The sequence below is a fragment of the Mycobacterium yunnanensis genome (genome assembly GCF_025823185.1).
GTDB lineage: Bacteria > Actinomycetota > Actinomycetes > Mycobacteriales > Mycobacteriaceae > Mycobacterium > Mycobacterium yunnanensis.
In genome coordinates, this window is record NZ_JACKVK010000005.1 from 379,888 (window position 1) to 405,800 (window position 25,913).

The following is a 25,913-nucleotide window of genomic DNA, read 5'->3' on the forward strand; positions in this document are numbered from 1 at the left end:
TAGATGACGTCGAGACTGAACCAATTAAACAAACGAATCGCTCCTCAGCGTCGTGGCATCGGGTGCCACCTCGTGGCGCTCCGGGATCGGATCCCATCCACCTGGGTGCCACGGACCGCACTTGGCCAGCCGCACCAGAGACAACCAACTCCCCCGCACCACACCAAATTCGCGGAGGGCGTCGACGGCGTACTGACTGCACGTCGGGGTGAACCGGCACGACGGCGGCCGGTACGGAGAAATCATGTTGCGGTACAGCTCGATGGCGGCAATCGCCCCGCGGGCGACGGCTCCACCGATGCGTCCGCGACTCATCGCCGGGCTCCCGCGCGAGAGTTGACGCGGCGCACGGCGGCCCGCAATTCTTCGTCCAGCCGGGACGACGTCGCGGCGTTGCTGCCTGGGAGGGCGCGGATCACGACCTTGTCACCTGGCCCCAACTCGTCGAGGACGCCGCGGGCCACATGGCGCAAGACCCGCGAGACCCGATGACGCTGGACGGCCGACCCGACGGACTTCGCGACCACCAGCCCGATCTTCGGCGACTCGGTGGTCGCCTCGGAAGACTTCAAGGCATGCACGACGATGTCGGGCTGTGCTGCTCGTACGCCACGACGGACGGTGATGCCGAAGTCGGTCGATCTCGTCATCCGGTACTGGGCCGGAAGCACCTGTCTACACCCTGCTACGGATTAGACAGGATCACGCAGTGAGTGAGCGACGGCCCTTGCTACGCCGGCCCGACACGATGGCGCGACCAGCGCGCGTCCGCATGCGCAGGCGGAAGCCATGCACCTTGGCACGGCGCCGGTTGTTCGGCTGGAACGTCCGCTTGCCCTTGGCCACGGCTATATCTCCTCAGTGTGTGCGACCACTTGCCTCGCGCACATGTGAACATGTCCGTCTGGAAGCAGTCGCGGTACGTACGCTTCGTTGGTCCCGCTTGCTAGCTCCGGCGCGTGAACCCGACGATCCGAGTCGCAGCCGTATCGCCACGTTCGGGCGACTGTTCGAGGGTACTGACGAGATTTCCCTAGGTCAAACCTGCTTAGTCCGGTTCGATTGGCATCCCGATTTCGTCACATCGTTCCCACCTGTCACCATTGAATCCGACGCCCACCAACCGGTCCCCGCAATGTTGCAGAACTGTTGGCACCCGGCAATAAACCTGTTAGCTTCTGCCAAGGCCATCTCAGACCGAGACGGCGCTGGACGAAGAAGGACGGCCGCCCAACCGCGAGCCCATGGTGTCTCGAGCACCGTGACGAGCCCCGGCCACGCAGCCTCCGTGCAAGAAAGCAACGACACAACGACCGGTGTCGGTTATCCACAAACTGTGGATAACCATGTGGACACTCGGTCATTGTCTATTCGGCCAACCCTGCCTGGCCACGAGGGGGAACTTCTCCGTTGACCGCAGACGCCGACCCCCCGTTCGTCGCCATTTGGAACGACGTCGTGGCGGAACTCAACGGTGACGTGCCCTCCGACGTCTCGGGCGACTCGACTTCCGGATTCCCCTCCCCCTCCCTGACCGCGCAGCAACGGGCCTGGCTGAAGCTGGTCACACCGCTCGTCATCGCCGAGGGCTTCGCCCTGTTGTCGGTGCCTACCCCGTTCGTCCAGAACGAGATCGAACGGCATCTGCGCGAACCCATCGTCGCCAGTCTGAGCCGGCACCTCGGCGGTCGTCGCATCGAGCTCGGAGTGCGGGTGGAAGCCCCGGGCCCCGACTCCGACCGCGACGACGAGATCCGGGCCGACGCGCTACCCGACGTCGACGAGGTCGACGAAGACGAGGAAGCGTTGGCCAGTGCCGAGGCCAGCTGGCCGACGTACTTCACCAGCCGAGCCCAGAACGCCGCGACCAACGACGTGAGCCTCAACCGTCGGTACACCTTCGACACCTTCGTGATCGGGTCGTCCAACCGTTTCGCCCACGCCGCGACACTGGCAATCGCCGAGGCTCCCGCCCGGGCATACAACCCGCTCTTCATCTGGGGTGAGTCCGGTCTCGGCAAGACCCACCTCTTGCACGCCGCGGGAAACTACGCCCAACGCCTCTTTCCCGGCATGCGCGTGAAGTACGTCTCCACCGAAGAGTTCACCAACGACTTCATCAACTCGCTGCGCGACGACCGCAAGGCCTCGTTCAAGCGCAGCTACCGCGACATCGACGTGCTGCTGGTCGACGACATTCAGTTCATCGAGGGCAAGGAAGGCATCCAGGAGGAGTTCTTCCACACCTTCAACACGCTCCACAACGCGAACAAGCAGATCGTCATCTCCTCGGACCGCCCGCCCAAGCAGCTCGCGACGCTGGAGGACCGGCTGCGGACGCGCTTCGAGTGGGGTCTGATCACCGACGTCCAGCCGCCCGAACTCGAGACCCGCATCGCCATCCTGCGCAAGAAGGCGCAGATGGACCGGCTCGACGTGCCCGACGACGTGCTGGAGCTCATCGCCAGCAGCATCGAACGCAACATCCGCGAGCTCGAGGGTGCACTCATCCGCGTCACGGCGTTCGCCTCGCTCAACAAGGCCGCGATCGACAAGACCCTGGCCGAAATCGTGCTGCGCGATCTGATCTCCGACGCCAACTCGATGCAGATCAGCATCGCCACGATCATGGCGGCCACCGCGGAGTACTTCGAAATCACCATCGAAGAGTTGCGCGGGCCGGGCAAGACCCGGGCGCTGGCTCAGTCGCGTCAGATCGCGATGTACCTGTGCCGGGAACTGACCGATCTGTCGCTACCGAAGATCGGTCATTCCTTTGGCAGAGACCACACCACGGTCATGTACGCCGAGCGAAAGATCCGCGGCGAGATGGCTCAGAAGCGCGAGATCTTCGACCACGTCAAGGAACTCACGACGCGAATCCGTCAGCGCTCCAAGCGCTGACTCCGTCCCACAGCCTCTCCGCGACCCCTCGTGGTGCCGTCCTCGGCCGCCATTTTCGAAGAAACTTCTGACCCTGTCGCACCACGAGTCACATGAAATCCTCGTGCACTACTCGTGGACAACCCGTGCATGGACGACGTGCAGTCACCCCCGCCGTCCACACCCGCACCCCGCCGTGCACGAGCGCCCGAATTTCACGAGTCGGTACTCCACGAGCCACCCACGAGCGCGTACCGCATCCGACCTGCCCACCTGCTGGTCGATCCACAGCTTGCACAGCACCTATTACTGTTACTCATCTATCAATCACTCTTCTTCTTTAAAAGCAGTACCTGGGGAACGTGCCCTGTGAGGCATCCGAAATCGAGCCCTCCCGGGGCATTCGTCACTCCGATGGATTAGCTTTCAACTTGAGGACGGAGGCTCTACGGTGGGTCTTCGACAACCGGAACGGTCGTCGGAACGCAGCGTGGTGACATGTCCGTAAGACACACCCGTAGATCCGCTGCTCGAGCAAGTGGTGGGTTGTACCGAAGGGGACGCTATGGACGCGGCGACGTCGACGATTGGCACCGATCTGAAGTTTCGGCTGGTCCGTGAGGACTTCGCCGACGCGGTGGCCTGGGTGGCACGCATCCTTCCGACGCGACCCACCGTGCCGGTGCTGTCCGGTGTCTTGCTGACCGGCTCCGAGGACGGCTTGACCATCTCGGGTTACGACTACGAGGTGTCCGCCGAAGTGCGCGTGGCCGCTGAGATAGCTTCTCCCGGAAGTGTTTTGGTCTCAGGCCGACTGCTGTCGGACATCACCAAGTCCCTGCCAGCCAAGCCGGTCGACGTGACCGTCGAGGGCACCAGGGTCTCGCTGAGCTGCGGAAGCGCTCGATTCTCGCTGCCCACCATGGCCGTGGAGGATTACCCGACCCTGCCCGCCCTGCCCGAAGACACCGGCGTGGTGCCCTCGGATCTGTTCGCCCAGGCGATCAGTCAGGTGGCCGTGGCCGCCGGCCGTGACGACACCCTGCCGATGCTGACCGGCATCCGGGTGGAGATCTCCGGTGAGAAGGTCGTCCTGGCGGCCACCGACCGGTTCCGTCTCGCGGTGCGCGAGCTCACCTGGACGACCAACTCCGCCGACATCGAGGCCGCGGTTTTGGTGCCGGCGAAGACCCTCGCCGAAGCGGCACGGGCCGGCAGCGACGGTGCCGACGTACACCTGTCCCTGGGTGCGGGCGCCTCCGTGGGCAAGGAAGGCCTGCTGGGTATTCGCAGCAACGGCAAGCGCACCACCAGTCGTCTGCTCGACGCGGAGTTCCCCAAGTTCCGCCAACTCCTGCCGGCCGAGCACACCGCGGTCGCCACCGTCGGGGTCGCCGAATTGACCGAGGCCATCAAGCGCGTCGCGCTGGTCGCCGATCGCGGCGCCCAGGTGCGCATGGAGTTCACCGAGGATTCCCTGCGGCTGTCCGCCGGCGGTGAGGACGCCGTCGGTCGCGCCGAGGAGGACCTGCCCGTCGAGTTCTCCGGCGAGCCGCTCACCATCGCCTTCAACCCCACCTATCTCACCGACGGGCTCGGGTCGTTGCACACCTCGAAGGTGACGTTCGGGTTCACGACATCCAGCCGTCCCGCGGTGTTGCGGCCGGCAGGAGATGATGATGATTCGTACGCCGGTGCAAGCGGACCGTTCCCGGCCGCCCAGACCGACTACGTGTATCTGTTGATGCCGGTACGTCTTCCAGGCTGACCGGCCCTAGCTCCAAGGAAAGAGGAGCACATGCAACTCGGCCTGGTCGGTCTCGGCAAGATGGGCTTCAACATGCGTGAGCGCCTGCGCAAGGGCGGTCACGAAGTGATCGGTTACGACCCCCGTCCCGAGGTCACCGACGTTCCCGACCTCGCCGGACTCGCAGCGGCGCTGACCGCCCCGCGCGTCGTGTGGGTGATGGTTCCCTCCGGTGACATCACCAGCAACACCATCTCCGGCCTCGCCGAGGTCCTCGGTGAGGGTGACCTGGTGATCGACGGTGGCAACTCGCGCTACACCGAAGACGGACCACACGCGGCACTGTTGGCGGAGAAGGGAATTGGCTTCGTCGACGCCGGCGTCTCCGGCGGCATCTGGGGTCTGGCCGAGGGCTACGGCCTGATGGTGGGCGGCAGCGACGCCGACGTGGAGAAGGTCATGCCGATCTTCGACACGCTGCGCCCGCCAGGACCACGGGAGGACGGTTTCGTCCACGCCGGTCCCGTCGGTGCAGGTCACTTCGCCAAGATGGTTCACAACGGCGTCGAGTACGCCATGATGACCGCCTACGGCGAGGGTTACGAGATGCTCGCCGCCGAAGAGCTCATCAAGAGCCCGCAGGCGGTGTACCAGGCCTGGTCCAACGGAACGGTGGTCCGGTCGTGGCTGCAGCAGCTGCTCGCCAAGGCGCTGAAGGAAGATCCCAACCTCGCCGAGATCCGCGGATACACCGACGACTCGGGTGAGGGTCGCTGGACGGTCGAGGAGGCGATTCGTCTGCGAGTGCCGGTTCCGGCGATCGCGGCGTCGCTGTTCGCCAGATTCCTGTCACGACAGGATGATTCGCCGACGATGAAGGCGGTGGCCGCACTGCGCAACCAGTTCGGCGGCCACGCGGTGCAACGTATTCACAAGTCGGGCTGACCGACGGGTTCGACGACGACGTGGTGCGAGGCGACTAGGTGTACGTACGACAACTGGGTCTGACCGACTTCCGGTCGTGGTCGCGACTCGAGTTGGAGCTGGAGCCGGGGCGCACGGTGTTCGTGGGCCCCAACGGCTTCGGAAAGACGAACATCGTTGAGGCGCTGTGGTATTCGTCGACCCTGGGTTCTCATCGGGTCGGCACCGACGCGCCGTTGATCCGCACCGGAGCCGAGCGGGCCATCGTCTCGACGATCATCGTCAACGACGGCCGAGAGTTGGCCGTCGACCTCGAGATCACGGCAGGCCGTGCCAACAAGGCACGCCTCAACCGCTCCCCCGTCCGCAGTGCCCGAGAGATCCTCGGAGCGATCCGCGCGGTGCTCTTCGCGCCGGAGGACCTGGCGTTGGTCCGGGGCGACCCAGGCGAACGTCGTCGGTATCTCGACGAGTTGGCCACCACCCGTCGCCCGTCGGTGGCGGGTCTGCGTGCGGACTATGACAAGGTGCTCAAGCAGCGCACCGCCTTGTTGAAATCTGCTGCGGGAGCGCGGTTTCGAGGTGATTCGGGGGCGCTGGAGACTCTCGACGTGTGGGACGGGCACCTCGCCGCGGCCGGTGCCAGGCTCATCGCCGCCCGCGTCGCGTTGGTCGACCTGCTGGCACCGGAGGTCGAGAAGGCCTACCAATTGTTGGCACCCGCGTCGCGGCCGGCGTCCATCAGATACCGCAGCTCGGTCGACGCGGTGCAAGACGAAGCGGCCAGCGGCGCGGCGAGTGCCGAAGTCTTCGAAGTCGGGCTCCTCGACGAGCTCGCCCGTAAGCGGTCGGCGGAATTGGAGCGCGGGGTGTGCCTGGTGGGGCCGCACCGTGACGACCTGGAGTTGCGGTTGGGCGACCAGCCCGCCAAGGGTTTCGCCAGTCACGGCGAATCGTGGTCGACGGCGTTGTCGTTGCGGTTGGCGGCCTATGAACTGCTGCGGTCCGAGGGCTCGGACCCGGTGCTTCTACTCGACGACGTGTTCGCCGAGCTCGACAACGCGCGCCGGCGAGCCTTGGTGGAGGTGGCGGCCTCCGCTGAACAGGTGCTGGTGACGGCCGCGGTGGCCGAGGACATCCCGCAGGACTGGGATGCGCGCCGTGTCACCGTCACGATGAGGGACGACGACACCGGCCGGCTCTCGGAGGTGACGCGATGAGTGACGAGACCGACGGCGACGAGCCACAGGGCCCGCCGCCGGAGTTGGCGCATCTCAAGGGCATGGACTTGGTGAGGCGCGCGCTGGAGGAGGCGCGCGGTGCGGCTCGCAGTCAGGGGAAGGACGTCGGCCACGGCCGGACGTCGGCGCCGAAGAAGATCGTCAGCCGCGGGGGCCGCAAGAGATGGTCCGGGCCCGGGCCGGATTCCCGGGATCCGCAGACCCTCGGATCGCTCACGTCGCAGTTGGCGAAGAGCCGAGGGTGGACGCCCAAGGTGGCGGAGGGCGCGGTGTTCGCGCGATGGGCCTCCGTGGTCGGCGAGCAGATCGCCGAGCATGCGACGCCGACCGTGCTACGCGAGGGAGTACTGACGGTGGAGGCGGAGTCGACCGCGTGGGCGACGCAACTACGAATGGTGCAACCCCAGTTGTTGGCGAAGATCGCCGCCGCCGTGGGTGACGGCGTCGTGACCAGCCTGAAGATCGTCGGTCCTGCGGCGCCGACGTGGCGCAAGGGCAAGTACAACGTGCCGGGTCGCGGTCCGCGCGACACCTACGGCTGAGCCATTCGGCGAGCTTCCTGAGAGCGCCGACAACGCGCGCAACCGCCTCTTCGGCCGTCGGGACGCGTCGTTGGCTGCGAAATTCCGCGCACGGGTCTTTTAGGTGCACGAAAACGTCGCCTCAGAGTCAGTGCTGACGGTAGGTAAAGGTAGACTGGACGAAGACTCGCGAGGGGCGCTTCGCTCCCCCGCTCGTGCACAATCCCAAGGAGACGCGCTCACTGTGGCTGCCCCGAAGAACAATGCCCCTACCGCATACGGCGCGGAGTCGATCAAGGTTCTCGAGGGCCTCGAGGCGGTCCGCAAGCGCCCGGGCATGTACATCGGGTCCACCGGTGAGCGCGGCCTGCACCACCTGGTGTGGGAGGTCGTCGACAACGCCGTCGACGAAGCGATGGCCGGATTCGCCAGCAAGGTCGACGTCCGAATCCTCGAAGACGGTGGCGTCGAGGTCACCGACGACGGTCGTGGCATTCCCGTCGCGATGCACAGCACCGGCATCCCCACCGTCGACGTCGTCATGACCGTCCTGCACGCCGGCGGCAAGTTCGAAGAGGGTGCCTATCAGGTGTCCGGCGGTCTGCACGGCGTCGGCGTGTCGGTGGTCAACGCGCTGTCCACGCGCCTGGAGGCCGACATCCGCACGGATGGCTACGAGTGGTTCCAGACCTACGACAGCTCCGTACCCGGGACGCTGCGCCAAGGCGAGAAGACCACGAAGAAGGGCACCACGATCCGCTTCTGGGCGGACCCCAACATCTTCGAGACCACCAACTACGACTTCGAGACGATCGCCCGGCGCCTGCAGGAGATGGCCTTCCTCAACAAGGGACTGACCATCAACCTGGTCGACGAGCGGGTCGCCGCCGACGAGGTCGTCGACGAGGTGGTCAGTGATACCGCCGACGCCCCCAAGACCGCCGACGAGAAGGAAGCCGAGGCCCAGGCCCCGCACAAGGTCAAGCACCGCACCTATCACTACCCCGGCGGGTTGGTCGACTTCGTCAAGCACATCAACCGCACCAAGACCGCCATTCAGCAGAGCATCATCGACTTCGAGGGCAAGGGCCCCGGCCACGAGGTCGAGATCGCCATGCAGTGGAACGCCGGCTACTCCGAGTCCGTGCACACCTTCGCCAACACCATCAACACCCACGAGGGTGGCACGCACGAAGAGGGCTTCCGCAGTGCGCTGACCACCGTGGTCAACAAGTGGGCCAGGGACAAGAAGCTGCTCAAGGAGAAGGACCCCAACCTCACCGGTGACGACATCCGCGAAGGTCTGGCGGCGGTCATCTCGGTCAAGGTCAGCGATCCGCAGTTCGAGGGTCAGACCAAGACCAAGCTGGGCAACACCGAGGTGAAGTCGTTCGTGCAGAAGATCTGCAACGAGCAGCTCAGTCACTGGTTCGAGTCGAATCCCGCCGAGGCCAAGACCGTCCTCAACAAGGCCGTGCAGTCCGCGCAAGCCCGGCTCGCGGCCCGCAAGGCGCGAGAGTTGGTGCGTCGCAAGAGCGCGACCGACATCGGCGGCCTGCCCGGCAAGCTCGCCGACTGCCGCTCCACCGACCCACGCCTGTCCGAAGTGTATGTGGTGGAGGGTGATTCGGCCGGTGGCTCGGCCAAGAGCGGCCGCGACTCGATGTACCAGGCGATCCTTCCGCTGCGAGGCAAGATCATCAACGTCGAGAAGGCCCGTATCGACCGAGTTCTCAAGAACACCGAAGTCCAGGCGATCATCACCGCTTTGGGCACCGGCATCCATGACGAGTTCGACATCGCCAAGCTGCGCTATCACAAGATCGTGCTGATGGCCGATGCCGACGTCGACGGCCAGCACATCTCCACCCTGTTGCTGACGCTGCTGTTCCGATTCATGAAGCCGCTCATCGAGAACGGGCACGTCTTCCTCGCCCAGCCGCCGCTGTACAAGTTGAAGTGGCAGCGCAGCGAGCCGGAATTCGCCTACTCCGATCGCGAGCGCGACGGGCTGCTCGAGGCCGGCCGCGCCGCCGGGCGAAAGATCAACGCCGAGGACGGTATTCAGCGTTACAAGGGTCTTGGCGAGATGGACGCCAAGGAACTGTGGGAGACCACGATGGATCCGAGTGCACGTGTGCTGCGGCGGATCACCCTCGACGACGCGGCGGCCGCCGACGAGCTGTTCTCGATCCTGATGGGCGAGGACGTCGAGGCACGGCGCAGCTTCATCACCCGCAACGCCCGCGACGTCCGGTTCCTGGACGTCTGAGTCCGTCTGACCCGCTTCCCCAAAGACGAAGGCTGACACCATGACTGACACCACCTTGCCGCCAGGCGGCGACGACGGAGCGACCACCGACCGCATCGAACCGGTCGACATCCAGCAGGAGATGCAGCGCAGCTACATCGACTATGCGATGAGCGTCATCGTGGGCCGCGCGCTCCCCGAGGTCCGCGACGGTCTCAAGCCGGTGCACCGCCGCGTGCTGTACGCGATGTACGACAGCGGTTTCCGTCCCGATCGCGGTCACGCGAAGTCCGCGCGCTCGGTCGCCGAGACGATGGGCAACTACCACCCGCACGGCGACTCGTCGATCTACGACACCCTGGTCCGGATGGCGCAGCCCTGGTCGCTGCGCTACCCGCTGGTCGACGGACAGGGCAACTTCGGCTCGCCCGGCAACGATCCGCCAGCAGCCATGCGGTACACCGAGGCGCGTCTTACGCCGCTGGCGATGGAGATGCTGCGTGAAATCGACGAGGAGACAGTCGATTTCATCCCCAACTACGACGGCCGGGTGCAAGAGCCCACCGTCCTGCCCAGCCGGTTCCCCAACCTGCTGGCCAACGGGTCGGGCGGCATCGCCGTCGGCATGGCGACCAACATGCCGCCGCACAACCTGCGCGAGCTCGCCGAAGCCGTCTTCTGGTGCCTGGACAACTTCGAGGCCGACGAGGAAGCCACCTTGGCGGCGGTGACCGAACGCGTCAAGGGTCCCGACTTCCCCACGCACGGCTTGATCGTCGGCAGCCAAGGCATCCACGACACGTACACGACCGGCCGCGGATCGATCCGCATGCGCGGTGTCGTCGAGGTCGAGGAAGACTCCCGCGGCCGCACGCTGCTGGTCATCACCGAGCTGCCGTACCAGGTCAACCACGACAACTTCATCACCTCGATCGCCGACCAGGTGCGCGACGGCAAGCTCGCGGGCATTTCCAACATCGAAGACCAGAGCAGCGACCGGGTGGGCCTGCGCATCGTCGTCGAGGTCAAGCGCGACGCCGTCGCGAAGGTGGTGCTGAACAACCTCTACAAGCACACCCAGCTGCAGACCAGCTTCGGCGCGAACATGCTCTCCATCGTCGACGGTGTGCCGCGCACGCTGCGCCTCGACCAACTGATCCGGCTGTACGTGGCCCATCAGCTCGAGGTCATCATCCGGCGCACCCGCTACCGCCTGCGCAAGGCCAACGAGCGGGCTCACATCTTGCGCGGCTTGGTCAAGGCGCTCGACGCCCTCGACGAGGTCATCGCGCTGATCCGGGCCTCGGCCAACGTCGACGTCGCCCGCACCGGCTTGATCGAACTGCTCGACGTGGACGAGATTCAGGCCCAGGCCATCCTCGACATGCAGCTGCGCCGGTTGGCTGCCTTGGAACGCCAGCGCATCGTCGACGATCTCGCCAAGATCGAAGCCGAGATCGCCGACCTCGAGGACATCCTGGCCAAACCGGAACGCCAGCGCGCGATCGTCCACGACGAGCTGGCCGAGCTCACCGAGAAGTACGGCGACGACCGGCGCACCCGGATCATCCCCGCCGACGGTGAGGTCGCCGACGAGGACCTCATCGCCCGCGAGGAGGTGGTCGTCACGATCACCGACACCGGATACGCCAAGCGGACCAAGTCCGACCTGTACCGCAGTCAAAAGCGCGGCGGCAAGGGCGTGCAGGGTGCGGGTCTCAAGCAGGACGACATCGTCCGGCACTTCTTCGTCGGTTCGACCCACGACTGGATCCTGTTCTTCACCACGCAGGGTCGGGTCTACCGGGCGAAGGCTTACGAACTGCCCGAGGCGTCCCGCACCGCCCGCGGTCAGCACGTGGCGAACCTGCTGGCCTTCCAGCCGGAGGAGCGCATCGCCCAGGTCATCCAGATCAAGTCCTACGAAGACGCGCCGTACCTCGTCCTGGCCACCAAGAACGGCCTGGTCAAGAAGTCCAAGCTGACCGACTTCGACTCCAACCGCTCCGGCGGCATCGTCGCGGTCAACCTGCGCGAGGGTGACGAACTGGTCGGCGCCGTGCTGTGCTCGGCCGAAGAGGATCTGCTGCTGGTCTCGGCCAAGGGTCAGTCGATTCGCTTCTCGGCGACCGACGAGGCGTTGCGCCCGATGGGTCGCGCGACCTCGGGTGTGCAGGGCATGCGCTTCAACGACGACGACCAGTTGCTGTCGCTGAACGTGGTCCGCGAGGGGACGTATCTGCTGGTGGCCACCTCCGGTGGGTACGCCAAGCGCACGGCCATCGAGGAGTACACGACGCAGGGTCGTGGCGGCAAGGGCATCCTGACCATTCAGTACGACCGCAGGCGTGGCACCCTGGTCGGTGCGTTGATCGTCGACGACGACACCGAGCTGTATGCCATCACCTCCGGTGGGGGCGTCATCCGGACCGCGGCACGTCAAGTGCGCAAGGCCGGGCGGCAAACCAAGGGCGTTCGCTTGATGAACCTCGGTGACGGCGACACACTGATTGCCGTCGCCCGCAACGCGGACGAGGATGCGGCGGAGGACACCGACACCGTGACCGACACGCAGACCGACGTCGACACCGAGACTGACCCGAGCTAAGGAGCCGTAGGTGGGTTCACCAAACGAACCTGGACCACCGCGCACCGGCGATGGGCCGGAGACCGCGAACGGGTCCAACGGCGGCCGCGAGGCAGGTCAGGGTAACGGCACCGCGTCCAGCGGGGACGTCCCACCCTGGCAGCGGGGGGCGGCCAACCGGCCCCGGCAGGCCGACGGCCCGCGCGCAGGCGCGGCCGCTGGGCATGCGGCAGGCAACGCCGACGCTCGACTGAACCGCTTCATCTCGGGCGGGCCGGCCTCGGCCCCGCCCCAGCGGGAGTCGACGGCCCCGCGAGGGGCCACCGGGCCTCGGGAGGCCACCGCGCCTCGCGAGGCAACCGCCCCTCGGGAGGCCACCGCGCCTCGCGACTCCACGCCGACGCGCGAGATCGTGCCCCCGCGGGATCCAGCGCCTCAGCGGGACGCAGCTCCGGTGCGGGAGCGGGAGGCCGAGGCCGCCCCGTCCGGTCGTCCGGAGCGTGGCGAGCAGGGTCGCTCGGACGCCGCTTACGCAAGCGAGCTGCCCGACCTCTCCGGAGCCGCGCCGCGCGGTCCACGCAAGCCTGCCGAGCGCAGCACCTCCGAGTCGTCGTCGCGGCCGACGACGCGAGCGGCGGCCGGTAGGTCGTCGCAAGGCCCGGTGCGCGCGAGCATGCAGATCCGGCGGTTCGACCCGTGGAGCGTGTTGAAGGTCTCGCTGGTGCTCAGCGTCTCGCTGTTCTTCGTGTGGATGATCGCCGTGGCGTTCCTCTACCTGGTGCTCGGCGGCATGGGCGTGTGGACGAAGTTGAACAGCAACGTCGGCGACCTGCTCACCAGCGCGAGCGGCAGCGGTGGCGAATTGGTCTCCAGCGGAACGATTTTCGGCGGCGCGGCGCTCATCGGTCTGGTCAACATCGTCTTGTTGACCGCGATGGCAACGTGCGGTGCGTTCATCTACAACCTGACCACCGACCTCGTCGGCGGCGTCGAGGTGACCCTCGCCGATCGGGACTAGGGACGGCGGTTTGGGACGGCGGCGGTGCTTGCGGTAACCTCGTCCCTCGGCCGTCGTATGTGAATACGGGCCTGTAGCTCAGGTGGTTAGAGCGCTTCGCTGATAACGAAGAGGTCGGAGGTTCGAGTCCTCCCAGGCCCACGGTTTGCCTTACCGGGAAGGGTGCACTGTGAGAGTCTTCGTGGTGCTCGCGCTCCTCGTCGCCGCGGTGGCGGTGGTCAAATCCCGCAACCGCGTCGAGGTATGGCACGTGGCCGCCGATCAGCCCAGCTGATCACCAGAAGGGGCCTTAGCTCAGTTGGTAGAGCGCTGCCTTTGCAAGGCAGATGTCAGGAGTTCGAATCTCCTAGGCTCCACTTTCCTCGTGACCGCCCTCGGCATGCAGACCCTGCGGCCCTCGGGTGTTCGACTCCTCGGTCTCCTGCACCAGGAAGCGGGCGACGTCCACCAGCTTGACGTTCGTGTGTTGCGATGCGCGGGTCAGCAGCGCGAACGCCTGCAATCCGGTCAGGGAGTCCCTCTGCATCAGGATGCCCTTCGCCTGCCCGATGATGTCGCGGGTGTCGATCGCCGTTCGCATCCGGCTCTCCGCTGCCGAGCCGGCCAACGCCACCGAGACGTGCTGCGCGAGGATCTCGCCGATCAGCACCGATTCCTCGGTGAAGGTGTTGGGTGTCGGTCCGTACATGGTGAGGGCACCCAGCACCCGGTCGTGGACGAAGAGCCGGAACGCCATCAGGCAGTGGACGCCCCGTGCCGTTGCGGCGGTGGTGAAGCGCGGCCACCGGGTTTCGGTACCGAGGTCGGGCACCACGATCGAGGTGTGCTCTGCCAAGGCCGTGATCGCCGGCCCCTCCCCCAGGATGGCCTGCACGTCGGCAAGATCCTGCGCGATGTCGTCAGTCGGATGCTGAGCGACGACTCTCTCGTGGCGACTGACCGCCAATGCGGCCCAGCTGACTCCGGGCAGCAGGATCGTGGCGGCTGCCACGATGGGCTTCAGCAACTCCACGTCGGTGGTTTGCGCTTGCATGTCCAACGCCAAAGTGCCAAGAGCCTCGGCCAGGCTCGTTGGTGTCTGCTCGTCCACGGCTAACTACAGTACAAAGCGCTGCGCCGGTTCGTCAGCGACTTCGTGCAGGCGGGTGGCTCAGGGCCGGGGTGTGGAGTCGACGCTCGGGGGCAGGGGCGACGGTTCGGGCTGAGTCGAGCGCCGGATGATCGAGAACGACACCGCGCCGACGGCCAAGACGGCCACACCCGCCCCCAGCACCATGAGCGGCCGGGGCCGACGCCGAGCTCGACGGGCGGCCCGAATGGTGTCCGGCAGGCCGGTGACGACGTCCTGAGCCACCGCGAATTCGCCGGCGATTGCGTTCTGGGCGGCGGCGAGTTCCTTGGCCAGTCGGCTCTTGAGCCGGTCACGCCGATAACGGTCGGCGGCCCACGACACCGACGACCGCGTCGAGTTGAGCGCGACACCCGCTGCTCCCCTGGTGATGTCGACCGGGCCCACCGTCGAATACTTCAGTCCGCGGGCGATGCGGGCCGCCGGGGTCAAGCGGACGGCAGTGATGGTGGGGCTCATGGGTTGGCCTCTCTTCAGCGGTACTACGACGTCGGCGACCACCCTATTGCGTGCCCCCTTGGAGGGGGCCGGAACTCGCTCGCGGAACCCGAAATGGCACACTGGCATCCCGTGACGAGCCCCATACAGACAGCAACCGCGACCCTGCACACCAACCGCGGTGACATCAAGATCGCGCTCTTCGGAAACCACGCCCCCAAGACCGTCGCCAACTTCGTCGGACTGGCCCAGGGCACCAAGGACTACAGCACCGAGAACGCCTCGGGCGGCACCGAGGGACCGTTCTACGACGGCGCGGTGTTCCACCGCGTCATCGCCGGTTTCATGCTCCAGGGCGGTGACCCCACCGGCACCGGACGCGGCGGCCCCGGCTACCAGTTCGCCGACGAGTTCCACCCGGAGCTCGCCTTCGACAAGCCGTACCTGCTGGCGATGGCCAACGCCGGCCCGGGAACCAACGGTTCGCAGTTCTTCATCACCGTCGGCAAGACGCCACACCTCAATCGCAAGCACACCATCTTCGGTGAGGTCGTCGACCCGGACTCCCAGGCCGTCGTCGACGCCATCGGCAACACGCCGACGGGCCCGGGCGACCGGCCGACCGAGCCGGTCGTGATCGACTCGATCACCATTTCCTGACGCATTCAGCACGGATGACGCCCCGCGGGTGATCCCGCGGGGCGTCTTCGGCGTAGGGGGTCGTGTGGGGGTCAGCGACCGTCGTAGCCGGCGGCGGTCAACGCGTCGAGGACGTCGAGCGGATCGGTGCCCAGATCCCACCGGGTGAACACCAGCAGGCGGTCATCGTCGACCGTGTCGATCTCCAGCAGACGGACCTTGCGTCCGATGCGGCGAAACTCGGTGATGCGAATCTTGGCGACGTCGTCGCGGCCGATCACGTGGGTGCCCAGCCAGCCCCGGACCACCAAGCCGGCCTCGGTGATTGCCAGCTTGGGACGCGCCCGCCACGACAGACCGGCAAACGCCAGCAGGCCCACCCCGGCAACACCGGCGAGAGCGCGCCCGGGAACGTCTGTGACCAGCATCACAGCTGCGAGAAGCATGCACAGACCGAATGCGCCAGCGACGACGATGCCCCCCGTCGGAGGGCCCCACTTAGTTTGCTGCATGACGCGTGAGCAGGCCGTTAGCGGGTTTGATCATGTTATCCACAAGTGCTATCCCCAATGGGGATGAATCACATCGGTGTGATTGGGTGACGGGCAGGTTGCGGGAGCGACAACGAGTGGTGACGGCGACGGTTCGTGAAATGTCCGAACGTCGGTCATCGCCAACGCATCGTGAGCAACAGCCCCGTGATCATGAAGGCAAACGCAATCGCATAGTTCCACTGCGCCAGGTTGGCCATCCACGACAAGAAGCTGGGGGCGTCCACGGGGTTGGTCGCGGCCAACTGGAAGACCAACAGCCACACCAAGCCGAAGAGCATCAGGCCGACGAACAGCACCACGAACCACACGCTCGACGGGCCGACCTTCACCTTCACCGGCGTCCGACTGACGGGGCTGATCGTGAAGTCGTTCTTCTTGCGAACCTTGGACTTGGGCATGGTTACCTTCGGGCAGTTGGCGCCACGCGAGCTAAGCGGTGCGACGATGGAGCGGATGCAACCCAGAGCCTAACTCAGCACGGCGCGAGGAGGAGAAACGATGGCTCGAGCGGGCCGGTCCCCCTGGCGTTACGGCGTGCCCGTGGTCTGCCTGTGCGCCGGTCTGCTGTTGGCCACCACTCACACCGTCTCCGGCGGTAGCGAGATCCGCCGCAGCGACGCCCCCCGGCTGGTCGACCTGGTCCGCGACGCGCAGGCGTCGGTCGACGATCTGGCGGCCCAGCGTGAACGCCTCGTCGACGAGGTCGACAACCATCACGGCGGCAGCCCCTCGGCATCGGCCGCGTTGGCCGCCATCACCGGGCGGGCCGACGCGTTGTCGGCCGACGCGGGCCTGGAGGCCGAACACGGTCCCGGTCTGGTGGTCACGCTCAACGACGCGCAGCGCGACGCCGAGGGGCGGTTCCCGGGTGACGCGTCGGCCGACGACCTCGTGGTGCACCAGCAGGACATCGAGGCGGTGCTCAACGCCATGTGGAGCGCCGGCGCCGAGGCCATCCAAATGCAAGATCAGCGGATCATCTCGACGTCGGCGCCGCTGTGCGTCGGCAACACCCTGCTGCTCAACGGGCGTACCTACAGCCCGCCGTACGTGATGACCGCGATCGGCGACGCGTCGGCGATGCAGGCGGCGCTGGCGACGTCGCCGATGGTCGAGCTCTACAAGCGGTACGTGCTGCGGTTCGGGCTCGGCTACACCGAGGAACGCACGACCGACGCCACTGTTGCCGCTCATCCGCCGGCGGTGCGGATGCGCTACGCGAAGCCGGCCGGCCCGCTCGGCTACTGATACCGATGCCGCGCCCAGTAACCTGGGGGAATGCGTGTTCTCGTCGTCGACAACTACGACAGCTTCGTCTTCAACCTCGTCCAGTACCTCGGACAGCTGGGTGTGCATGCCGAGGTGTGGCGCAACGACGACCCGCGGCTGGCGACCGACGCCGACGTCGCCAAGGTGGCCGAGGACGTCGACGGCATCCTGTTGAGCCCCGGCCCGGGTACCCCGGAGCGCGCCGGCGCCTCGATTCCCCTCGTCCGCGCCAGCGCGGTCGCCGAGACGCCACTGCTCGGCGTGTGTCTCGGGCACCAGGCCATCGGGGTGGCGTTCGGCGGCACCGTCGACCGCGCCCCGGAGCTGCTGCACGGCAAGACCAGCAGCGTCGAGCATGCGAATATCGGTGTGCTGAAAGGACTTCCGGATCCCTTCACGGCCACTCGGTACCACTCGCTGACGATTCTGCCCGACACGATGCCCGCCCAGCTCGACGTCACGGCGCGGACGTCGGGCGGTGTGGTGATGGGGGTGCAGCACGTCGAGCTGCCCATTCACGGCGTGCAGTTCCACCCCGAGTCGATCCTCACCGAGGGCGGGCACCGGATGCTCGCCAACTGGCTGGCCGTGTGCGGTCAGCCCCTCGACGAGGAGTTGGTGAGCTCGCTCGAGCGCGAGGTCGCCGACACCGTGCGGACGGCTACTGCGCGAAGCTGAGCGTGATGGTGTCGCCGAACTTCACCGGCGTGCCCGCCGACGGGCTTTGGGTGACAATGCCGTTCGACGGAACCCCACTGTTCTGAGCGTTGGGGAGCTTGTTCAAGTCGCCCGTCCACCCCAGCGCCCGGAGAAGCGGTTCGGCACCGTCCCAGAATTGACCCTGCAAGGGCGGCATCGTGAACTCGTTGCCTTGGGACACCTGGATCTGAATGGGCGTGTCCACGGGGACGGTCTCGTTGGCCGTCGGCACGGTGCCCTGAATCTGCCCCGCCGTTGACTTGAGGCCGTCGACCTGAACGGGGATGGGCGGCTTGGTGAAGCCGCTCGCGGTGATGATGGCGGTGGCTTCGTCGAGCGTGCGGCCCTTGACGTCGGGAACCAACCTGGTGTCCGGTCCCGAGCTGACGACGATGATGATCTCGTTGGTGATCGCCGAGGTCTGGTTCGCCGACGGGTTGGTGCCGATGACGACGTCCTTGGGCACCACCGGGCTGCTCGAGGCGCTTTGGCGGACCTTCTCGAAACCGGCGGCCTTCAGCTTGCTGGCACATTGGGCGTAGGTGAGGTTCGCCGTGCAGTCCGGCACCTCGGCCTGCTGTGGGCCGGTCGAGACGTTGATGGTGATCTGGTCGTCGCGGGCGGCCGCGGTGTTGGCGGCCGGGTCGGTGCTGATCACGTCGCCCACCGGCACCTCGGAATCGGGCTGCTGACTTCGGACGGTCTTGAAGCCGAGATTTTGCAGTGACACGACGGCCTCGTCGTACTTCTGGCCGCGCAGGTCCGGGATTTGGACGTCGCGCGGGTTGCCGCCGACGAAGTTCAGCAGGACCGTCACCGCGACGGTGAGCACCGCGAGCACCGCAACGATGGCGAACCACCGACCGATGGCGGGGTTGCGCTCCTTGGGCACGTAGCGCGGCTGATGAGCCGGGATGTTCTCGGTGGGCTGCTGATGGCGTCCCGGCGCCGGGCTGGCCGCCAGCAGGGAGGTGCGCTCAGCGTCGGTGAACACCTTGGGCGCTTCGGGCGTCTCACCGCTGTGCACCCGAATCAGGTCGGCGCGCATCTCCGCGGCCGTCTGGTAGCGATTGTCGGGGTTCTTCGCCAGTGCCTTGAGCACCACGGCGTCGAGGTCGGGTGACAGGTCGGGGTTGCGCTCCGACGGCGGAACGGCGTCCTCCCGGACGTGCTGATACGCCACGGCGACGGGGGAGTCACCCACGAAAGGTGGTTCTCCGGTGAGCAATTCGTACAAGACGCAGCCCAGCGAGTACACGTCGGAACGTGCGTCCACCGGCTCGCCGCGGGCTTGCTCGGGGGAGAGGTACTGAGCGGTGCCGATGACCGCGGCGGTCTGGGTGACGCTGACGCCGCCGTCGTGCAACGCGCGGGCGATGCCGAAGTCCATCACCTTCACTGCGCCCGACTTACTCATCATGATGTTGGCGGGCTTGACGTCTCGGTGGATGATGCCGTGCTGATGGCTGAAGTTCAGGGCCTGGCACGCGTCGGCGATGATCTCGATGGCCCGGCGTGGGTCGATGGGGCCGTCGTTGTGCACGATGTCGCGCAGGGTGACACCCTCGACGTACTCCATGACGATGTACGGCAATGGGCCGGTTGCGGTTTCGGCTTCACCGGTGTCGTAGACGGCGACGATCGCGGGGTGGTTCAGCGCCGCGGCGTTCTGCGCCTCGCGGCGGAACCGGAGGTAGAAGCTCGGGTCGCGGGCCAGGTCGGCGCGCAGCACCTTGACCGCGACGTCGCGGTGCAGCCGGACGTCCCTGGCGAGGTGGACTTCGGACATGCCGCCGAAGCCGAGGATCTCTCCCAGCTCGTAGCGGTCGGACAAGTGACGCGGGGTGGTCATCGAAACATCTGCTCTGCTGGTGGCGGTGGGGACGACCCGGCGTCGTCGCCGAGGCGGGGCATCGCCCCCGGTGTCGGTGTGGGTGGGACGGACACCACCGTGGTGCTGGTCTCGGTGGACGGCGCCGTCTTCTTGTCGTTGCGGTCCTGGACGTTCAAGACCATCAGGATCGCGATGATGATCGCGAGGGCACCGAGCACGCCGGCCGCCCACAGCAGTGCACGCTGACCGGGGGAGAAGGTGCGCTTGGGGGGAGGCGTCCGGTGACTACCGGTCGGTGGTCGGGTGCGGACACTGGCCGTGGGAGGGCGGCCGTAGTCGGGAACCGCGCGGGTCTGTGCGGTCGAGGGGATGGCGGCCGGGGTGGCCCTGCCGATCGACGGCGCGTGATTGGGTCGCGGTGGGCGGCGTCCGGCGCGCACGGCGGCGACGGCGTCGGCGAACGCGCCGCCGGTGCGGTATCGCTGGCCGGGCTCCTTGAGCAGGCTGATCTCGATCAGCTCGCGGACGTTGGGCGGAATGTCGGTGGGCAGCGGCGCGGGCTGCTCCTTAATGTGCTTCATGGCGACCGTCAGGGCACCCTCGCCGATGAACGGCCGTCGCCCAGCGACGGATTCGTAGCCGACGACGCCGAGGGAGTAGACGTCGCTGGCGGGGGTGGCGTCACGGCCGAGGGCCTGCTCGGGGGCGATGTACTGGGCGGTGCCCATCACCATGCCGGTCTGGGTGACCGGAGCGGCGTCGACGGCCTTCGCGATGCCGAAGTCGGTGAGCTTGACCTGCCCGGTCGGCGTGATCAAGATGTTGCCGGGCTTGACGTCGCGGTGCACCAGACCGGCGGTGTGCGCGACCTGCAGCGCCCGGCCGGTCTGCTCGAGCATGTCCAGGGAGTGGCGCAGCGACAGTCGTCCCGTGCGCTTGAGAACGGAGTTCAGCGGTTCGCCGGTGACCATCTCCATGACGAGGTACGCCGTGCGGCCGGCGTCGTCGAGCTCGGTCTCGCCGTAGTCGTAGACGCTGGCGATGCCGGGGTGGTTCAGCATGGCCACGATGCGGGCCTCGGCCCGGAAGCGTTCCACGAATTCCGGGTCGGTGGAGAACTCGGCCTTGAGCACCTTGATCGCCACTTGGCGACCCAGCCGGGTGTCGAGCGCCTCCCACACCTGACCCATGCCACCGGTGGCGATGAGGCGCTGCAGCCGGTAGCGATCGGACAGCGTCACTCCGACGCGCGCGGTCATGATCCCTCCCGCAGGGCCGCGGCGATGGTCGCCCGTCCGATCGGCGCCGCGAGGGCGCCACCGGTTGCGGACAATCGGTCCCCGCCATTCTCCACCAACACCGCGACGGCCACCTTCGGCGCCTTGGCCGGGGCGAACGCGATGTACCAGGCGTGAGGTGGGGTGTTGCGCGGGTCGGACCCGTGCTCGGCCGTCCCGGTCTTGGAGGCGATCTGCACGCCTGCGATGGACCCCGATTGCTGGGTGGCCTGCTCCGCGCCGATCATCAGGTCAGTAAGTGTAGTGGCGACCTGCGGGGACACCGCCCGTCGAAGTTCACGGGGGCTGGTCGAGCTGATGCTGGCGAGGTCGGGACCCTTGAGGTCCTCCACCAGGTACGGCTGCATCGTGACACCGCCATTGGCGACGGTCGCCGCGATCATCGCGTTCTGCAACGGGGTCAGCGCCACGTCCTTCTGCCCGATGCTCGACATTCCCAGGGCGGCCTTGTCGCCGATGGGCCCCACGGTCGACGCCGCCACCTGCAGGGGAATGGGCGGGGGAGCGGTGTCGAGTCCGAACGCCTGGGCGGTGCTGCGCAGTGCGTCGGCACCGGTGCGGATGCCGAGGTCGACGAAGGCGGTGTTGCACGACTTGGCGAAGGCGGTGCGCAACGTCGTGGTCGGGTCGTTGCCACACGACGCGCCGCCGTAGTTCTCCAACGTTGCAGTGCTGTCGGGCAACGGGATTCGCGACGCCGCGGTCACCTGGGTGTCCGGGTTGGCGCCGTTGGCGAGCGCCGCCGCCGTGGTGATGACCTTGAACGTCGAACCGGGCGGGTAGGTCTCGGAGATGGCCCGGTTGACCAACGGTGAATCGGGGTCGTCCCGCAACTGCTGCCAGGACCGAGACTGCACGTTGCCGTCATGGGACGCCAACAGGTTCGGGTCGTATGACGGTGACGAGACCATCCCGAGGATCTTTCCGGTGGACGGCTCCAATGCCACGACCGAACCCTTGCATGGGCCGCCGTTGCACCCCTTCTGCATGGCATCCCAGGCGGCTTGCTGTACCTGAGGATTGATGGTCGTGGCGACGTTCCCGCCGCGAGGATCGCGGCCGGTGAAGAAGTCGGCGAGCCGACGGCCGAACAGCCGCTCGTCGGAGCCGTTGAGCACGGTGTCCTCGGCGCGCTCGAGCCCGGTGCTGGAATACAGCAGCGAGTAGAAGCCGGTCACCGGGGCGTACGCCTGCGGATTCGGATACACCCGCAGGAAGCGGAAGTGCCCGTCGGTCGAAGTGGAGTAGGCGAGCAGTTGACCGCCCGCGGAGATCTGGCCCCGCTGGCGGGAGTACTCGTCGAGGAGCACGCGCTGGTTGCGCGGGTCCGAGCGCAGTCCGTCGGCCCGAAACACTTGTGTCAGTGTGGCGTTGGCCAGCAGCAGCACGATCATGCCCATGATGGCGATCGAAACGCGTCGCAGAGAGGTGTTCATACGCGCCCGATCACCTCCGTGCGTGCCGACGCAATCGGGGTGGCATTGGGGACCTTGCCGTCCAGCGGGCGACGGGCCGAGTGCGAGATGCAGATCAGGATCGCCAGCAGCACGTAGTTGGCGATCAGCGAGGATCCGCCGTAGGACAGCCAGGGCGTGGTCAGGCCGGTCAGGGGGATGAGCTTGGTGACGCCGCCGACGACGATGAACAGCTGGATCGCCAACGTCGACGCGAGCCCGGCGGCGAGCAGCTTGCCGAAGCTGTCCCGGACGGCGACCGCAGTGCGCAGGCCGCGGATCACCAGGATCGTGTAGAGCATCAGGACTCCGGCGAACCCGACGAGGCCGAGCTCCTCGCCGATCGCGGCGATGATGAAGTCGGTCGACGCGGCGGGCACGGTGCCGGGCTGGCCGTTGCCCAACCCGGTGCCGAAGATGCCGCCGGTGGCGAAGCTGAACAGCGACTGCACCATCTGGTAGCCGGCACCGTCGGGGTCGGCGAACGGGTCCAGCCACGTCTCCACCCGCACCCGGACGTGGGCGAACGCGTGGTAGGCGACCACGCTGCCTGCGGCGAACAAGAAGAGCCCCAACAGAACCCAGCTGATCCGGTCGGTCGCGATGTAGACGATGACGAGGAACGAGGCGTACAGCAACAGCGAGGTGCCGAGGTCCTTCTCGAAGACCATGACGCCGACCGATGCGATCCAGGCGACCAGCAGCGGGGCGAGGTCGCGCGGCCGCGGCAGGTTCATCCCGAGGATGTGCTTTCCGGCGCTGGTGAACAGGCTGCGCTTGGACACCAGGACGGAGGCGAAGAAGATCAGCAGCAGGATCTTGGAGATCTCGGCGGGCTGAATCGAGAAGCCCTGGAACCGAATCCAGATCTTGGCGCCGTTCTCCTCCGACATCGAGCTGGGCAGGACGGCGGGAATCACCAGCAGGACCAGGCCCACCAGTCCGCAGACGTAGCCGTACCGGGCCAGCATGCGGTGGTCGGTCAACAGTCCGACGACGAGACAGAACGCGATCACGCCGACCAGGGTCCAGAGCATCTGCTGGTTGGCGCTCGGGCCGCGGTCTCCGCCCGCGCCGACACCCTCGGCGAGGTCGAGGCGGTGAATCATGACCAGCCCCAAGCCATTCAGCACTGCCACGACCGGAAGCAGCAGCGGGTCGGCGTAGGGCGCGAAGCGACGGACGGCCACATGGGCGGCGCCGAACAGTGCGAGGTAGCCCAGGATGTATTGCGCGAGGTCCCAGCGCAGACCCTGCTCCTGGTTGGCCTCGACGATGAGCAGCGCAACCGTGGTGATCACCGCCGCGAACCCGAGCAGAACCAACTCGGAGTTTCGCCGGTTGGGCAGCGGGGGGACGACGGTCACCGGGGCCTGCGGCTGCGTGCTCATGACGCGTTCCGGCAGTCGGTGCCCGGCTTCTGTGGCGGTGGCGGAAGGGCAGTGGCGGTCGGGGTGGGCGACGGCGGCGCGGTGACGGTGGGAGTCGCCTCCAGGGCGGGACTGCTCGCAGGCGGCGCCGACGTCGTCGCGGTCTGCGGCGTGGGGGGCGTCGACGTCGTGGCCGGGGGAGGCGTCGGGCTGGGCGGCGGGGTGGACGTCGTCGTGCGCGCCGACGCGGGCACGCAGATGGGCAGCACCGAGGACTGGGCCAGCTCCCTGAGCTGGCGAATGGCCTCGTCGAGGGTGCCACCGGGCAGCCCGGCGGTCACCTGCGCGCGCTCGGACTCGCGGAGGTCGGCCACCTGCAGGGGTTTGCAGTTCCCGCGGTCGTCGTCGACGCCGATGTTGGTGATCGAGTTGCGTGAGTCGAGGCAGGCGATCTGAAACGTCTGCTGCAGCGACATTCCGGCGAAGCTGCCCTGCACACCACGCATGATGTACACCGAGCCGTCGCGCTCGGCGACGTAGTAGTTGTTCTGAATCACCGTGCGTCCGACGGCGAGTCCGGCGCCGACCAACACCAACAGCAGCAGCGCGACGAAGATCATCGTGCGACGCGAGCGCGGCTTCTTCACCGGGGGCGCCGGCTCGGCGGGAGGCCGGTTGGCCGCCGCGGCGACGCGCTTGGGGTTGAAGGCCGACGCTCGTCCCGCCGCGGTGTTGGGCGGCGCGCTTTGGTCGTCGACCCCGGAGACCGCGCCTGCGAGGATCGGCTGGGTTTGGCCGTACTCGTAGTCGACGACGTCGGCGACCACGACGGTCACGTTGTCCGGACCGCCGCCACGAAGGGCCATTTCGATGAGGCGGTCGGCGCTCTCGGTGACGTCGGAGATCTGCAGCGCTTCGTGAATGGTGTCGAAGCTGACGGGGTCGGAGAGGCCGTCGGAGCACAGCAGATAGCGGTCCCCGGCGTGGGCTTCGCGCACCGTCAGCGTCGGCTCCACCTCGTGGCCGGTGAGCGCGCGCATGATCAACGAGCGCTGGGGGTGGCTGTGCGCCTCGTCGGCGGTGATGCGGCCCTCGTCGACGAGGGTCTGAACGAAGGTGTCGTCCTTGGTGATCTGCGTCAGCTCACCGTCGCGCAGCAGGTAACCGCGGGAGTCGCCGACGTGCACCAGACCAAGCCTGTTGCCCGCGAACAGGATCGCGGTCAGCGTGGTCCCCATGCCCTCGAGGTCGGGGTCGGACTCGACGTGTGCGGCGATGGCCGAGTTGCCCTCGTGGACTGCGGAGTTGAGCTTGCTGAGCAGGTCCCCGCCCGGCTCGTCGTCGTCGAGGTGGGCCAGCGCCGCGATCACCAACTGGGAGGCGACCTCACCTGCGGCGTGCCCGCCCATGCCGTCGGCGAGCGCCAGCAGGCGGGCCCCGGCGTACACCGAGTCTTCGTTGTTGGCGCGCACCAAGCCGCGGTCGCTGCGGGCGGCGTACCGGAGGACGAGACTCATGGGCGCAACTCGATGACGGTCTTGCCGATCCGCACCGGCGTGCCCATCGGAACCCTTACCGCCGTCGTCACCTTCGCCCTGTCAAGGTATGTACCGTTGGTCGATCCTAGGTCCTCGACGTACCATTCGGACCCTCGTGGAGACAGCCGTGCATGCCGTGTCGACGAATAGTCGTCGGTGAGCACCAGCGTCGAGTCGTCAGCCCGACCGATCAAGACGGGCTGGGCACCCAACTGAATGCGCGTGCCCGCCAACGCTCCTTCGGTGACCACCAGCTGCCTGGGCGTGTTGCGACGCTGGCCGCGGCTGGGCAGCAACGTCCCCCGCAGAGCAAGGCCACGCTTGACCATCACCGCACCGGTGGGTGCGTAGATGTCGGTTCGCAGGATCCGCAGCACGGACCAGATGAACAGCCACAACAGCAGGAGGAAACCGACGCGCGTCAGCTGCAGCACTATCCCCTGCATCTGACGTCCTCTCCGTCACCGTCCCGATGTCGCCGCCTCGGCGTCACCGCACCGTTCCCCGGGCAGCGTCGCA

The 25,913-nt window shown here is 67.1% G+C and carries 24 protein-coding genes and 2 tRNA genes; 13 read left to right on the forward strand and 13 right to left on the reverse strand.

All coding sequences use genetic code 11. The annotated features are described in order from the left end of the window. Window positions 1-24 precede the first annotated feature (24 nt). Genes yidD through rpmH form a run of 3 tightly spaced genes read right to left on the reverse strand, consistent with a single transcriptional unit; the run spans window position 25 to window position 846 of the window. Window positions 25-315 (reverse strand): membrane protein insertion efficiency factor YidD, encoded by a 291-nt coding sequence (yidD, locus tag H7K45_RS09065; RefSeq protein ID WP_263995455.1) that lies wholly within the window; start codon window positions 313-315, stop codon window positions 25-27. After that, the gene (gene rnpA, locus H7K45_RS09070) at window positions 312-671 is read right to left on the reverse strand and encodes a ribonuclease P protein component (protein ID WP_263995456.1); all 360 of its coding nucleotides are present in this window, start codon (window positions 669-671) and stop codon (window positions 312-314) included. Before rnpA ends, yidD begins: the two co-directional genes overlap by 4 nt. A 31-nt stretch (window positions 672-702) precedes the next feature. After that, window positions 703-846, reverse strand: a complete 144-nt coding sequence (gene rpmH / locus H7K45_RS09075) for a 50S ribosomal protein L34 (protein ID WP_149479713.1) — start codon at window positions 844-846, stop codon at window positions 703-705. 564 nt (window positions 847-1,410) lie between these two features. Between rpmH and dnaA the strand changes: the two genes are divergently transcribed. The 10 genes from dnaA to H7K45_RS09125 all read left to right on the forward strand — a co-directional run bounded on the left by dnaA (window position 1,411) and on the right by H7K45_RS09125 (window position 13,528). Further along, on the forward strand, window positions 1,411-2,904 hold the full coding sequence (dnaA, locus tag H7K45_RS09080; protein WP_263995457.1) for a chromosomal replication initiator protein DnaA: 1,494 nt from the start codon (window positions 1,411-1,413) through the stop codon (window positions 2,902-2,904). A 544-nt stretch (window positions 2,905-3,448) separates the two neighbouring features. Continuing rightward, the gene (gene dnaN, locus H7K45_RS09085) at window positions 3,449-4,651 is read left to right on the forward strand and encodes a DNA polymerase III subunit beta (protein ID WP_263995458.1); all 1,203 of its coding nucleotides are present in this window, start codon (window positions 3,449-3,451) and stop codon (window positions 4,649-4,651) included. 30 nt (window positions 4,652-4,681) lie between these two features. Next, complete coding sequence (gene gnd, locus H7K45_RS09090) at window positions 4,682-5,575, forward strand: phosphogluconate dehydrogenase (NAD(+)-dependent, decarboxylating) (RefSeq protein ID WP_263995459.1); 894 nt, start codon at window positions 4,682-4,684, stop codon at window positions 5,573-5,575. A gap of 38 nt (window positions 5,576-5,613) precedes the next feature. Beyond that, entirely contained in the window at window positions 5,614-6,774 is a 1,161-nt protein-coding gene (recF, locus tag H7K45_RS09095; RefSeq protein WP_263995460.1) for a DNA replication/repair protein RecF, read from the forward strand. Beyond that, window positions 6,771-7,337 carry a DUF721 family protein gene (locus H7K45_RS09100; RefSeq protein ID WP_263995461.1) on the forward strand — a complete coding sequence of 189 codons (567 nt, stop codon included), beginning with the start codon at window positions 6,771-6,773 and terminating at the stop codon, window positions 7,335-7,337. Before recF ends, H7K45_RS09100 begins: the two co-directional genes overlap by 4 nt. Before the next feature lie 223 nt (window positions 7,338-7,560). Beyond that, entirely contained in the window at window positions 7,561-9,588 is a 2,028-nt protein-coding gene (gene gyrB, locus H7K45_RS09105) for a DNA topoisomerase (ATP-hydrolyzing) subunit B (protein WP_263995462.1), read from the forward strand. Between the two features lie 40 nt (window positions 9,589-9,628). Next, window positions 9,629-12,175: a DNA gyrase subunit A gene (gyrA, locus tag H7K45_RS09110; protein WP_263995463.1), complete on the forward strand. Its 2,547-nt coding sequence runs from the start codon at window positions 9,629-9,631 to the stop codon at window positions 12,173-12,175. 10 nt (window positions 12,176-12,185) lie between these two features. Beyond that, window positions 12,186-13,172, forward strand: a complete 987-nt coding sequence (locus H7K45_RS09115) for a DUF3566 domain-containing protein (RefSeq protein WP_263995464.1) — start codon at window positions 12,186-12,188, stop codon at window positions 13,170-13,172. A 67-nt stretch (window positions 13,173-13,239) separates the two neighbouring features. Then, window positions 13,240-13,313: transfer RNA gene (locus tag H7K45_RS09120), tRNA-Ile, on the forward strand. A 142-nt stretch (window positions 13,314-13,455) separates the two neighbouring features. Next, a tRNA-Ala gene (locus tag H7K45_RS09125) sits at window positions 13,456-13,528 on the forward strand. On the opposite strand, the gene H7K45_RS09130 is transcribed toward H7K45_RS09125, so the two are convergent. Then, window positions 13,519-14,262: a GAF and ANTAR domain-containing protein gene (locus H7K45_RS09130; RefSeq protein ID WP_263995465.1), complete on the reverse strand. Its 744-nt coding sequence runs from the start codon at window positions 14,260-14,262 to the stop codon at window positions 13,519-13,521. The two genes, H7K45_RS09125 and H7K45_RS09130, sit on opposite strands and share 10 nt — an antisense overlap. 60 nt (window positions 14,263-14,322) lie before the next feature. Further along, a complete protein-coding gene (cwsA, locus tag H7K45_RS09135) occupies window positions 14,323-14,760 on the reverse strand; it encodes a cell wall synthesis protein CwsA (RefSeq protein ID WP_263995466.1) in 438 nt (145 codons plus the stop codon). Between the two features lie 93 nt (window positions 14,761-14,853). Here cwsA and H7K45_RS09140 point away from each other — a divergent pair, with 93 nt between their 5' ends. After that, entirely contained in the window at window positions 14,854-15,399 is a 546-nt protein-coding gene (locus H7K45_RS09140) for a peptidylprolyl isomerase (protein ID WP_263995467.1), read from the forward strand. A gap of 71 nt (window positions 15,400-15,470) precedes the next feature. Here the strand turns inward: H7K45_RS09140 and H7K45_RS09145 are convergent, their stop codons facing one another. Continuing rightward, window positions 15,471-15,890 (reverse strand): PH domain-containing protein, encoded by a 420-nt coding sequence (locus H7K45_RS09145; protein ID WP_263995468.1) that lies wholly within the window; start codon window positions 15,888-15,890, stop codon window positions 15,471-15,473. A gap of 155 nt (window positions 15,891-16,045) precedes the next feature. Further along, window positions 16,046-16,330 (reverse strand): cell division protein CrgA, encoded by a 285-nt coding sequence (gene crgA / locus H7K45_RS09150; RefSeq protein WP_149479725.1) that lies wholly within the window; start codon window positions 16,328-16,330, stop codon window positions 16,046-16,048. A gap of 100 nt (window positions 16,331-16,430) precedes the next feature. Here crgA and H7K45_RS09155 point away from each other — a divergent pair, with 100 nt between their 5' ends. Both H7K45_RS09155 and H7K45_RS09160 read left to right on the forward strand, forming a co-directional pair. Further along, window positions 16,431-17,180 (forward strand): DUF881 domain-containing protein, encoded by a 750-nt coding sequence (locus tag H7K45_RS09155; protein WP_263995469.1) that lies wholly within the window; start codon window positions 16,431-16,433, stop codon window positions 17,178-17,180. A gap of 30 nt (window positions 17,181-17,210) precedes the next feature. Then, entirely contained in the window at window positions 17,211-17,879 is a 669-nt protein-coding gene (locus H7K45_RS09160; RefSeq protein WP_263995470.1) for an aminodeoxychorismate/anthranilate synthase component II, read from the forward strand. Here H7K45_RS09160 and pknB read toward each other — a convergent pair. From pknB to H7K45_RS09190, 6 genes are read right to left on the reverse strand one after another with little or no spacing between them, the layout of a single operon-like run. Then, the gene (gene pknB, locus H7K45_RS09165) at window positions 17,863-19,752 is read right to left on the reverse strand and encodes a Stk1 family PASTA domain-containing Ser/Thr kinase (RefSeq protein ID WP_263995471.1); all 1,890 of its coding nucleotides are present in this window, start codon (window positions 19,750-19,752) and stop codon (window positions 17,863-17,865) included. The two genes, H7K45_RS09160 and pknB, sit on opposite strands and share 17 nt — an antisense overlap. Next, a complete protein-coding gene (locus tag H7K45_RS09170; RefSeq protein ID WP_263995472.1) occupies window positions 19,749-20,993 on the reverse strand; it encodes a protein kinase domain-containing protein in 1,245 nt (414 codons plus the stop codon). The genes pknB and H7K45_RS09170 overlap by 4 nt, the downstream gene beginning before the upstream one ends. Next, window positions 20,990-22,468: a D,D-transpeptidase PbpA gene (gene pbpA, locus H7K45_RS09175; protein WP_263995473.1), complete on the reverse strand. Its 1,479-nt coding sequence runs from the start codon at window positions 22,466-22,468 to the stop codon at window positions 20,990-20,992. Before pbpA ends, H7K45_RS09170 begins: the two co-directional genes overlap by 4 nt. Then, the gene (locus H7K45_RS09180) at window positions 22,465-23,877 is read right to left on the reverse strand and encodes an FtsW/RodA/SpoVE family cell cycle protein (RefSeq protein ID WP_263995474.1); all 1,413 of its coding nucleotides are present in this window, start codon (window positions 23,875-23,877) and stop codon (window positions 22,465-22,467) included. The genes pbpA and H7K45_RS09180 overlap by 4 nt, the downstream gene beginning before the upstream one ends. Next, on the reverse strand, window positions 23,874-25,373 hold the full coding sequence (locus tag H7K45_RS09185) for a PP2C family protein-serine/threonine phosphatase (protein ID WP_263995475.1): 1,500 nt from the start codon (window positions 25,371-25,373) through the stop codon (window positions 23,874-23,876). Before H7K45_RS09185 ends, H7K45_RS09180 begins: the two co-directional genes overlap by 4 nt. Continuing rightward, window positions 25,370-25,840, reverse strand: coding sequence for an FHA domain-containing protein FhaB/FipA (locus H7K45_RS09190; RefSeq protein WP_056551509.1), 471 nt, complete (start codon window positions 25,838-25,840; stop codon window positions 25,370-25,372). Before H7K45_RS09190 ends, H7K45_RS09185 begins: the two co-directional genes overlap by 4 nt. Between the last annotated feature and the right edge of the window lie 73 nt (window positions 25,841-25,913).